Consider the following 11,354-nt stretch of genomic DNA (forward strand, 5'->3'; position numbering starts at 1 on the left):
TCCTTTAGTCAGTAGTTTCTTCAGCGGTGTCTGCCAAAGACTCTTCAGTGTCTGGGCCTGCCAGCTCGGGGTCTGATAGTTCCTCGTATGCTGGCAGGATAACCGTTTCTAGCAGATGCTGCCGTGATTCCTGGTCAGCAAAGGAATTTTCTACCGCCTTGACGGTGAGATCGAAAAATTCCTCGAGGCCATAACCAAAGGTTTCACTTAGAGCAAGGAACTGGTTTGTGAGAGTGGTCTTACCCGAGGAAATGGTGCAGGTAAAGCCCAGCTGCTGCAGCAGCGGCAGCGGATGGTCATTGAGGTCTTCGGCTTCCTCAAGTGGAGTAAAGACGAGCGGGATGTGACGGTCGCGGATGTAGCCAGAGACCTTGCCGGGCACGATGCCTTCAATATTCGCGCTGAAGTCATCGATCATATTCACCGGGTGGATAAGGCGATTCACGCCGGCCTGGGCGGCGCACTCTACCTCTGCAAAGTCCTCGCCCACGTGAATCTGGGTAGGCAGGAAATTCGCGCGGAAGTCCGCGGCCGCGCTCGCCTGGTCCTGCGGCAGGTTGTAGCCCACCACGGGGGCGTCGTCAGGCACTGCTGCCTCAGGGGCGGTGCCGGCCAGAACGATGCGGGAGTCGAGGGAAGGAATGCGGGCGGCTGCGGCGGCTTCGACGACCGTGGCAGCGTCTAAGCCAATCGCTGCTGGATCCAGGTGCAATTCCGCGTAGACCACGCCGTCGGCAGCCAAAGCTTCATAACGCTCGCGGAGAGCGGCGGTGAGCTCTTCCGGCGTGGCAGCCGAGGAGGTGATGGTTTCAAAAAGGGAGACCTTAGGAAGCTTGGCCACCACGTCGGCGGCGGAATCCTTATTTTCTGGGCTAATCAAAGGCGCGTCATGCATGCGTCCCATCGTAGGCACGGGCCTAAGATGTGTCATGTCATGAAAAGAATTCTCGCTTGTTCTCTCGCCGCCGTGCTGGCGAGCGGCCCGCCGCTAGCACTGGCGGAATCGCCGGAAACTCCGACCACCACGCGCACCGCCGCCCCGAATACCGATAAGTGCCCGCACGCCGAGCGGCCGGAAAAGGCGACCACCACCTCGGAACGGCTCGCTCCTGGGCAAGCCTCACCCGCCCCACTGCCACCGGTGGACAGCGATGAGCCCTGCGGCACCACCCTGCCTGAAGGATTCAAAGTGGATAAAGATGTGGTGGCTGCGGCGTGGATGGTCTCCGATATCGATTCCGGCGAGATTATCGCGATGAAGGACCCAAACGGCCGCTACCGGCCGGCCTCCATCATCAAGGCGCTGCTAGCGCTCGTGGTCATCGACGAGTTGGACCTGCACAAGAAGGTGGATGTAAGCGAAGAATCGGCGCAAATCGATGGTTCCGCAGTGGGCATCGGCCCCGGCGGCGATTACACGGTGGAGCAGCTTTTGCAGGGCTTGCTTATGGCTTCCGGCAACGATGCCGCGCACGCGCTGGCACAGGAATTGGGTGGCGACGAGGTCACTTTGCGCAAGGTCAATGACAAGGCGGCCGAGATCGGCACGAATTCCACTTACGCGGCCAGCTACTCCGGGCTCGATGCCCCAGGCATGTCTACCTCGGCCGAGGATATTTCCCGCATTTACCGCGCGGCCTTCCATAACCCAACCTTTGCACGCGTTGTCGATACGGAGTCCGTAGATTTTCCGGGCTGGGGAGATTATGAAGGCTACCAACTAGGAAACGATAACGGGCTTTTCCTCAACGATCCGGACGGTATTGGTGGCAAGACGGGTTTTACCGATGATGCGCACCATACCTTCGTCGGCGCGCTTGACCGCCATGGCCGGCGGCTGCAGGCGGTGCTGCTCGATACCACCGTGGAGCACGGCCCGCGCGCGTGGGAGCAGGCTCAAAAGCTTTTGCACGAGGCTTATAAGGTTTCCCCTGGCGATGGCGTAGGCCAGCTGCTTGTCGACGCCGACTCCCCTGCGTCCCCTGCACCCACACCGGCGCCCGATTCCCGGGCGCAATCTGCGAGCTCCTCTTTAGCTGGGGTGCAGGGGTGGCTCGGCTGGGTCATCGCTGGCGCTGTAGCTTTGCTGGCTATTTGCGTGGGTGCTTTTTCACTACTTCGGCGTTAGCCCACTCATCGTGGGAGCCGCGGCGGTTATTCTTCTCCGAAATGGTGAAGGTGTGCACGCCGGCGCCCACCCAGCTGGCGAAGGTACCAGGGCCCGGCACAATATTGGCTAGGCGCCACCACTGACGCTTTGCGGACTGGGTGAGGCTAAGCCGCTCTTTGGTATCGACATCGCGCACTGTGTAGCCCATCAGCAGCTTGGCCGGGCTGGCGCCGAGCCAACACTCGGTGCCCAAAACGTAGAGCAACAAAATGATGACACCACCGATAAACGTCGAGAGTTCATCCGCGCCACCAGAAAGCAAGGCACCGCCGAAGCTACCGCTGATGAGTGAGAAGAAGAAAAAGTCCACAATGGCCATGCCGATGCGCGCATCTTTACCGGCGCGCTGGCTAATTTCAGGCGCTGGGTGTTGTAGCAGCGGTGCGGGGACGGCCACGTTCGCCGTTGCCGGCGGGAATGGATTGTGCTGCGGGGCAAAGGGATTGCGCGAATATGGCGACCCATAAGGGCTAGCAGTCTGCGTAAACCGTGGTTCCTGCTGAGCGTGACGCCCCGGCCCGGCCGCCTGACCGGGCTGAAAGGACTGAGCTTGCTGCTGGGCTTGCTGTGGCTGCGGGTTCCACTGCCCTACCGCGCCTAGCTGACCTAAATCGCCCCACGTGGGGCGCAACCCTGCCTCACACGCCTTATCGTATTCCGCCCGCTTTGCAGCAGAACCCACAACGCTGGCAGCGATGCGCAGCTGCGCGCGCCGCGGGTCCTCGATGTCCTGCCCTTGCTGCTCTAGTAATAAATCCTTGGACTCTAGCAAGACTAAGAGTTCCCGCTCGCCATCGCGGCGGTCTAGTCCCCATTCTTCATAAAGATTCGGTGCGATGTCATTGGCGTTCATAATTACTCATCTTAAAGCCAAAGGACCGCTGCGTCCTCACCCCTAAGGAGGAGGTTTACTTCCGGCGCAATAGGCTCCATGCGCCCACGGCCGCGGCGCCTACAGCGGCGCCAACGCCGAAGGTCGCACCTGCAGGTGCGCCTTCCTTGACCTCGTTGCGGACGCGAATAACGGCTGGCTCCGGGACGGGCGGGTGAGCAAATTTCAGGGACTCGGCGGTGGTGGCGGTCCACGCGGAGATATACAGCACCACGCGCCAGATTAGGTACATAACCACCATGAGCACGATGACCGGGCCGAAGACCGCGCCGGCAGGGCTGCCGGTAGCAGAGGACATGATGACCGTAGACAGCTGCTTAAGCAGCTCGAAAGCGACGGCACCGATGGCCGCGCCGATGAGGCCGGACTTCTTCGGCACCTTGGTGCGCGGCAGGATCATAATCAGCCACCACATGACAATGAAGTTAGCCAGAAGGCCCACTGCCAAGCCGACAAAGAAAATCACAAAGTCCATACCCGGGAAGGGCTCGATGCCGACCCGCTCGAAAATCTTCTGGGTAAGTCCGGAAGAACCGGCGGCGGTGACGCCAAAGGCGATGAGGAACGCCAGGATGAGGCCAATGAGGCCTACCAAGTCAGAGAGTTTCTTCTTCAGGAAGGAACCGCCTTCGTTGGCATCGATGCCCCACATAGCCGAGATACCGATGCGCAAGTTATTCATCCAGCCGAGTCCGGACCACAGGGTGGTCAAACCACCGATGCCGAACATGGCGCCGCGTTGGTCAATGGCGGTATCCAAGATCTCATTGACCGTATCTCCCATATCGCCATCGATAGAACTGGTGATCTGGGACTGCAAATCATTGAGCAAGTCCTCGCGGTTAGCCAAGACGGCGGCGACGGTGGCCACGATCAGCATGGCAAGCGGGAAGATGGAGAGCACCGAATAATAGGTGATACCGGCGGCAAATTGGTTGCCGCCTTCGGCACCATAGCGCTCGTTCATGCGCATGAGGTGGTCAACGAATCCGGACTTGGCGCGAATCTTATCTACCGCACCGGGATCGTCGGCATTGGCGCGTTCGATGCCGTAGTGGTCCGCCTTCTTCGAGGAGGATTGCGTGGTGGTAGGCACGTGCTTCCCTTCTTGCTCACACAGTTTTTATCTCACCTAGAGTAACTGGCAAATGCCCACTTGTCCCTTTGTGGGGTGGTACACGGGGGAAGCAGCCGCCGACTACTTGCGCAGGCGAGGAAGAAAGCCGACCTTCTTATAGACGTCGTCGACAAGCGGCTGGGCAATCTCTTGCGCCGTCTCTGCGCCCTTGGCCAGGATGCGCTCGAGCTCGCCGCGATCTGCCATAAGTTCGTCGTAGCGTTCCTTGAGCGGAGTGGTAAATTCCTGCAGCGCATCTGCGGTATCGACCTTGAGGTGGCCATAGCCTTGGCCGGCGTACTTCTCCACCAGGGAATCGATAGATTCACCGGTCAACGCGGACTGGATGACCAATAGGTTGGACACGCCCGGCTGATTTTCGCGGTCAAAGGCCACCGAGCCCAAATCATCCGTTACGGCGGACTTGATGCGCTTGGCCGAAGTCTTTGGCGCGTCGAGCAGGTTGACCAAGCCCTTCGGATTGGCGCCGGACTTGGACATCTTGGAGGTCGGCTCCTGCAGGTCATAAATCTTGGCCGCACCCTCCGGGATGAACGGCTCCGGTACCTTGAAGGTCTCGCCGTACTTATTGTTGAAGCGCTCGGCCAGGTTGCGGGTCAGCTCGAGGTGCTGGCGCTGGTCCTCGCCCACCGGCACATAATCCGGCGAGTAGAGCAAGATATCGGAGGCCATGAGAATCGGGTAGGTAAATAGGCCCACCGAGGTGCGGTCCGATCCCTGCTTGGCGGACTTATCCTTGAACTGGGTCATACGGGAGGCCTCGCCAAAGCCGGTCAGGCATTGCAAAACCCAGGTCAGCTCCGCGTGGGCGGGCACGTGCGACTGCACGAAGAGCGTGGACTTTTCCGGATCAATGCCCAGGGCGATGAGCTGTGCGGCACCTGCGATGGTGCGGTTGCGCAGCTCCTCCGGGTTTTGCTCCACGGTGATCGCGTGCAGGTCAGGGATGAAGTAGAAGGCATCATAGCCGTCCTGCAGGTCAATCCACTGCTTGAGCGCTCCCAAGTAATTACCCAGGTGATAGGAATCAGCGGTGGGTTGGATACCGGACAGGACGCGGGAAACGGTGGAATTGTCTGCAGTCATGGTGTTTTATCCTACCCCCTAGCTCCGGCGCGCGGTCCACATCCGTCCCCTGCATTTCCCCCTACAGGATCGAAAAATCCCTCCGCCCGCAGGGCAGAGGGAATGCGGCGCAAGGATTTTAAATCTTGCGGGAGGTGGGGCTAACAACATCCATAAAGATGGCAAAGCCCGCAACCATCAGCGCGCCGCCCACGCCCATCAGTACGATGGGGCCGAGGAAAGCGAAGGACGGACCAACAACGGTCCACCACCAGATGCTCAGGCCGAGGATTACAGCGCCGAGGACGAAAGAAATAATTGCGCGAGCCATGAACTTTCTCCGTTGCAGATTACTGATTTTTTTGACCTAGCCATAGTAGCACTACTGCTTGTGCTTGGGCGCCTTGCGCTTGCCGACGTCCCCCTTATTAAAGCTCCACTGCTGCTCCACGTTTACTCCCCTTGCCCCTGGCGAGTGCCGACCACTCGGCCGCGTAATCGATTGTTGCTTCGGCCGGCGCGCGATGCGGTTGCTCGAAATATCGTCGTAGTCCGCCCCCTCTGCCGCAGTAGAAAAAGCTCGTGTTTTGTTCCTAAACGGGCGACTTAAAGGCCTAGTCAGCGGACGCGTGATGGGGCTGGCATAGCGCGTGGCCGCGCCTGCCTTGCGCTTGGCTTTGCGGGCGCCATCGCGCACGATGCGCGCGGACAAACGCAGGCGCGGGTCCATCTGCTGTTCGGCGTCACGGTATTCGAAGACGGGCAGGCCTTTCTTGAAGTAGATCGCGGCCAAGCGGGCGATGAAACACACAGAGGCGGTAATAATCGCGCTCGGTTCCTCAGCCAAGCCGCCGTGGTAGAGCGCCATAAATAGCGCCGCGGCCAACAGCGAGATGGCGGCATAATACTCGCCGGAAAAGACCAGCGGAATGCGATCTGAAAGCAGGTCACGCAGCACGCCACCAAAGACGCCGGAAATCACCGCAGACACCGAGGCAATAATGAACCCATGTCCCAGGTGGACCGCGATTTGGGTGCCCAGCACCGAAAAGACCGCAAGACCTAGGGCATCCAAGATGAGGAAGAGGTGGCGGAAATAGTGCATGAGGAAGGACATGCCCACCGTCACCACGGCCGCCACGATGACGATCACCAAATAGATGGGGTGCTCAACCCAGGTAAAGGGAGGGTCATCGAGGATCATATCGCGCACCGTGCCGCCGCCCAGCGCCGTCATGGAGGCGATCATGGTGACGCCAAAAAGGTCAAGCTTTTGGCGTCCAGCGGATAACGCGGCAGTCATGGACTCGGCCGTAATGCCGACTACGTAAAGGACGCTAAATAGTGGCGTCATCAGCTGTACTCCACCAATAGTGGGGAATGGTCGGACCAGCGCTGCTCCACGGTGGGAGCCTTATCCACCCAGGTACGCTGCGCGCGCTCCAGCATCGGGCGGGTAGCCGCCTGGTAATCGATGCGCCACCCGGCGTTGTTATTAAAGGCCTGGCCGCGGTAGGTCCACCAGGTATACGGACCGTCTTCATCCGGATGGAGGCGACGGGCTACATCAAACCACTGCGGATCTGCGGCCGGGGACCACGGCTCGCCGCCGGCGTACTCCACCACGCCCTGCCACTGCCCCAGGTTCTTCTTTTCCTGCGGCTTGTCATCCGGGAACGCACCAAAGACGTGGTCCATAAAGGCGCGTTCTTCTGGCAGGTGGCCGGCCTTCTTTTCATTGGCCTTATTATTTTTCAGGTCCTGGGCGCGGTGGCAGATATTCCAATCGCCGCCGATCACCATGTCGGCCGGGCTGCCATCGGAGTTCGTCCGCGCCGCATTATCCGCCAGAATGTCCTGGAACTCGTCCAAGAAGCGGTACTTTTCATCCAGCTTCGGCGAATCCGTATCACCGGAAGGCAGGTACAGAGAGGCGACGCGAATATCGCGGGTGGTGGCAGCAATCCAGCGGCCGGCATCGCTAAAGGAGCCGAAGCCCACTTCGACGTCGGCAAGCGGGGTGCGAGACAAGATACCCACGCCGGCGCGGCCCTTTGCGGCGGCGTCGGCAAGAGCCAAATGCCAGCCCGACTCCAGGGCCGGGGCCAAGGCCTTTTCGGCCTGCTCCGGGGTTGCGCGCACCTCCTGCATGAGCACGATTTCGGCCGGAGTCTCCTCTAGCCAGGCATTCATTCCAGGGTTATTTTCATTGCGCTGCTTGCACGCAGCGCGGATTCCATTGACGTTTACGCTCGCGATGGTAAGGGTCATGCCAACAGCATATCGGTCCGCTTAGGCGCGGCGAGCAAGGCGCTTTTTATCCCACATCGTCGCAGCCCACACCAGGCAACCCGCAGCCGCCAAGCCGGCACCCGCCAGCGCCGGGGCAGAGTAGCCCAAGCCGGCACCCACGACGGCGCCGCCAATGGTCGCACCGGCCGCGTTTGCGATGTTCAGCGCGGATTGGTTGAGAGCGGCGGCCAAAGTCTGGGCGTCGCCAGCCACATGCACCAAACGCAGCTGCAGCGAAGGCACCAGCGTGGAGCCCATAAAGGCCACGCAGCCAAAGCACAAGGTAGCGGGGATGGCATGGCCGGAGAGGAAGTAGAAGGCTGTCAGGATAACGATGAGGCAGGCCAAGGCAAAGATAATGCCAAACTCCAAGTTGCGGTCCGCCAACCAGCCGCCGAAGGCATTGCCGATGGTCATGCCGATGCCATAGGCCATGAGCACCACCCAGATGAGGTTCTGGTCCATGCCGGCGACCTCGGTCATGGTCCAAGAAATATAGGTATAGACGGAGAACATGCCGCCAAAGCCGACCACGCCCATGATGACGGTAAACCACACCTGGCTGTTTTTGAACGCACCGAATTCGGTGCGGATATCGGTCTGCTTCATCTCCGTCATGTGCGGCATCAGGAAGAATAACGCAATGGCGGTAATGACGCCCAAGGCTACGACCACTAGGTAAGCCGCCTGCCAGCCCAGCGCGGAGCCGAGGGCTTGGGCAGCCGGCACACCAATGACCGTGGCGATGGCCAGGCCCATGCCCACATAAGCCATGGCTTTGCCGCGGCCGCCTGGGGGCGCCATGGATGCGGCGGAAAGGTTAGCCACGGAGAAATAAGCGCCGTGCGGCATGCCCGCAATAAAGCGCGCAATCATGAGGATCGCGTAATTCGGTGCCAAAACCGAGAGCAGGTTACCCACCACGAGGAACCCGATGAGCAGCAAGATCAGGCGGCGGCGCGGCAGTTTGCCAGTAAAGGCCGCAATCAGCGGGGCACCGACCACCACGCCCATCGCATAGATGGTGATGAGCGTGGAGGCGTTTTCTTCCGAAATGCCAAAATCATCCGCAATAAGCGGCAGCAGGCCCATGGACACGAACTCCGTCGTGCCGATGGCAAACGCACCCAGGGCCATGGCCACCATGACGATGGCACGGCGGCGGGCGGTAATCTCCGTTTGCAACGGCAGCGGACGGCGGCGGATGCGGTGTTCGTGTGCACTGCGCGGGCTGAGCTCGTCGATGATTTTCATGAAGAGTGAGGGTACACCCCACGTTTAGCTGTAGCATGCCCGCAGCGGGTGGTCGTGAATATCTCCACCCCACCTGCGCATGGGTGATGATTACCACGCAACCCTTTTCAAGGGGCGCAAATGGGGGATCACTATCAGCAAACTGGCCCACATGCCGCCCACAAAATCGGTAATCTGGGCACTTGAACAATTTTCCAACGTTATATAGGAGAATCATGGCAAAGATTACGTGGACCCGTACCGATGAGGCGCCGCTGCTGGCGACCTACTCCCTCAAGCCCATCGTGGAGGCCTTCGCTTCCACCGCGGGCATCGACGTGGAAACCCGCGATATTTCTCTGGCCGCCCGCATCGCCGCGCAGTTCCCAGAGCGCCTGACCGAGGAGCAGAAGGTCGAAGACGCCCTGGCAGAGCTGGGCAAGATGGCCAAGACCCCGGAATCAAATATCATCAAGCTGCCGAATATTTCCGCTTCCCTGGTGCAGCTGAAAAAGGCCATCGCCGAGCTGCAGGCTGCCGGCTACGACCTGCCTGATTACCCGGATAATCCTTCCACCGAGGAAGAAAAGGACATCGCTGCCCGCTACGATTCCGTCAAGGGCTCCGCTGTTAACCCGGTGCTGCGTGAGGGCAACTCCGACCGCCGCGCACCGGAGGCCGTGAAGAACTTTGTGAAGAAGCACCCGCACCGCATGGGCGAGTGGTCCAAGGACTCCAAGACCAACGTTGCCACCATGGCAGACAACGACTTCCGTCACAATGAGAAGTCCGTCATTCTGGACAACGAGGACACCCTGTCCATCGTCCTGAAGACTGCCGATGGCGAGCAGACCCTGCTGCCGGAGCTGCCGGTTCTCAAGGGTGAGGTCATCGACGGCACCTTCATGTCCGCCAAGGCCCTGGATGAGTTCCTCATCGCACAGGTCAAGCGCGCCAAGGAAGAAGGCGTGCTCTTCTCCACCCACCTGAAGGCCACCATGATGAAGGTCTCTGACCCCATCCTCTTCGGCCACGTCGTCCGCGCCTTCTTCTCCGATGTATATGACAAGTACGGCGAGGAGCTGCTGGCTGCCGGCCTCAATGGCGAGAACGGCCTGGGCGCTATTTACGAGGGCCTGAAGAACCTGGATAAGGGCGAGGAAATCAAGGCTGCTTTCGATGCTGCGCTTTCCGACGGCCCCGACCTCGCCATGGTCAACTCCCACAAGGGCATCACCAACCTGCACGTGCCTTCCGACGTCATTATTGACGCCTCCATGCCCGCCATGATCCGCACCTCCGGCCACATGTGGAATAAGAACGACGAGGAGCAGGACACCCTCGCCGTCATCCCGGATTCCTCCTACGCCGGCGTCTACCAGGCCGTTATCGAGGACTGCAAGGAAAACGGCGCCTTCGACCCAACCACCATGGGTACCGTGCCGAACGTGGGCCTCATGGCGCAGAAGGCCGAGGAGTACGGCTCCCACAATAAGACCTTCAAGATTCCGGCCGCAGGCACCGTTGAGGTCCGCAACTCCCAGGGCGAGGTCCTCATCTCCCACGACGTAGAGGAAGGCGATATCTGGCGCGCTTGCCAGACCAAGGACGCCCCGATCCAGGACTGGGTCAAGCTCGCCGTCAACCGCGCTCGCCTGTCCGGCATGAAGACCATCTTCTGGCTCGACCCAGAGCGCGGCCACGACCGCAATATCAAGTCCCTGGTGGAGAAGTACCTTAAGGACCACGACACCGAGGGCCTGGATATCTCCATCGAGGATCCGGTCACCGCTACCAAGACCTCCATCGAGCGCATCCGCCGCGGCGAGGACACCATCTCCGTTACCGGCAACGTGCTGCGTGACTACAACACGGACCTCTTCCCCATCCTCGAGCTGGGTACCTCCGCCAAGATGCTGTCTGTGGTTCCGCTCATGGCAGGCGGCGGCCTCTTCGAGACCGGTGCCGGCGGCTCTGCCCCGAAGCACGTCCAGCAGGTAGAGGAAGAAAACCACCTGCGCTGGGATTCCCTCGGCGAGTTCCTGGCCCTGGCTGAGTCCTTCCGCCACGAAAAGCAGACCAACGGCAACGAGAAGGCCGGCGTCTTGGCCGCCACCCTGGACAAGGCCACCGAGCGCCTGCTCAATGAAGGCAAGTCCCCGTCCCGCAAGGCAGGCGAAATCGACAACCGCGGTTCCCACTTCTTCCTGGCCACCTTCTGGGCCGAAGAGCTGGCTAACCAGAGCGATGATGCCGACCTCGCCGCTGCGTTCAAGGACGTGGCTTCCCAGCTGTCCTCCCAGGCAGACGAGATTGCCCAGGCGCTTGTCGACGCCCAGGGCAACCCCGCCGACCTCGGCGGCTACTACTGGCCTAATGACGAGAAGACCTCTGCCGTCATGCGCCCAGTTGCGAAGTTCAACGAGATCATCGACGGCCTGAAGAAGTAAGTCTTCCCAGGCGAAAGCCGCCCCGCAGCGTTGATTGTGAACTGCTCCCCATTAGTTGGACTGAGAAATCAGTTGCCAACAACTAGTGGGGAGCATTTTCTTTGAGAGCACGTA

Annotated in this window: 10 protein-coding genes; 2 read left to right on the forward strand and 8 right to left on the reverse strand. The window is 60.3% G+C overall.

Annotation, left to right across the window (positions count from 1 at the left end; all coding sequences use genetic code 11):
* Positions 1–4: 4 nt before the first annotated feature.
* Positions 5–895, reverse strand: coding sequence for an adenosine deaminase (locus QP971_RS08425; RefSeq protein WP_431831082.1), 891 nt, complete (start codon positions 893–895; stop codon positions 5–7).
* 39 nt (positions 896–934) lie between these two features.
* Between QP971_RS08425 and QP971_RS08430 the strand changes: the two genes are divergently transcribed.
* The gene (locus QP971_RS08430) at positions 935–2,128 is read left to right on the forward strand and encodes a D-alanyl-D-alanine carboxypeptidase family protein (protein ID WP_284811314.1); all 1,194 of its coding nucleotides are present in this window, start codon (positions 935–937) and stop codon (positions 2,126–2,128) included.
* Here the strand turns inward: QP971_RS08430 and QP971_RS08435 are convergent.
* The 7 genes from QP971_RS08435 to QP971_RS08465 form a co-directional block, all read right to left on the reverse strand.
* On the reverse strand, positions 2,091–3,023 hold the full coding sequence (locus tag QP971_RS08435; RefSeq protein WP_284788115.1) for an RDD family protein: 933 nt from the start codon (positions 3,021–3,023) through the stop codon (positions 2,091–2,093). The genes QP971_RS08430 and QP971_RS08435 overlap by 38 nt on opposite strands.
* Positions 3,024–3,078: 55 nt before the next feature.
* On the reverse strand, positions 3,079–4,158 hold the full coding sequence (locus QP971_RS08440; RefSeq protein ID WP_284788117.1) for a YhjD/YihY/BrkB family envelope integrity protein: 1,080 nt from the start codon (positions 4,156–4,158) through the stop codon (positions 3,079–3,081).
* A gap of 102 nt (positions 4,159–4,260) precedes the next feature.
* Positions 4,261–5,286: a tryptophan--tRNA ligase gene (gene trpS, locus QP971_RS08445; RefSeq protein WP_284788121.1), complete on the reverse strand. Its 1,026-nt coding sequence runs from the start codon at positions 5,284–5,286 to the stop codon at positions 4,261–4,263.
* Positions 5,287–5,404: 118 nt separating this feature from the next.
* A complete protein-coding gene (locus QP971_RS08450) occupies positions 5,405–5,596 on the reverse strand; it encodes a hypothetical protein (RefSeq protein ID WP_049378073.1) in 192 nt (63 codons plus the stop codon).
* A 51-nt stretch (positions 5,597–5,647) separates the two neighbouring features.
* Complete coding sequence (locus QP971_RS08455; RefSeq protein ID WP_269954148.1) at positions 5,648–6,619, reverse strand: trimeric intracellular cation channel family protein; 972 nt, start codon at positions 6,617–6,619, stop codon at positions 5,648–5,650.
* Complete coding sequence (locus QP971_RS08460) at positions 6,619–7,536, reverse strand: exodeoxyribonuclease III (RefSeq protein WP_284811311.1); 918 nt, start codon at positions 7,534–7,536, stop codon at positions 6,619–6,621. Before QP971_RS08460 ends, QP971_RS08455 begins: the two co-directional genes overlap by 1 nt.
* A 21-nt stretch (positions 7,537–7,557) precedes the next feature.
* The gene (locus QP971_RS08465) at positions 7,558–8,811 is read right to left on the reverse strand and encodes an MFS transporter (protein WP_239274410.1); all 1,254 of its coding nucleotides are present in this window, start codon (positions 8,809–8,811) and stop codon (positions 7,558–7,560) included.
* A gap of 215 nt (positions 8,812–9,026) precedes the next feature.
* Here QP971_RS08465 and QP971_RS08470 point away from each other — a divergent pair, with 215 nt between their 5' ends.
* On the forward strand, positions 9,027–11,240 hold the full coding sequence (locus tag QP971_RS08470; protein WP_284811309.1) for an NADP-dependent isocitrate dehydrogenase: 2,214 nt from the start codon (positions 9,027–9,029) through the stop codon (positions 11,238–11,240).
* Positions 11,241–11,354: the final 114 nt, after the last annotated feature.

Source organism: Corynebacterium marquesiae, from assembly GCF_030229635.1.
In the GTDB taxonomy this organism is placed as follows: Bacteria; Actinomycetota; Actinomycetes; order Mycobacteriales; family Mycobacteriaceae; genus Corynebacterium; species Corynebacterium marquesiae.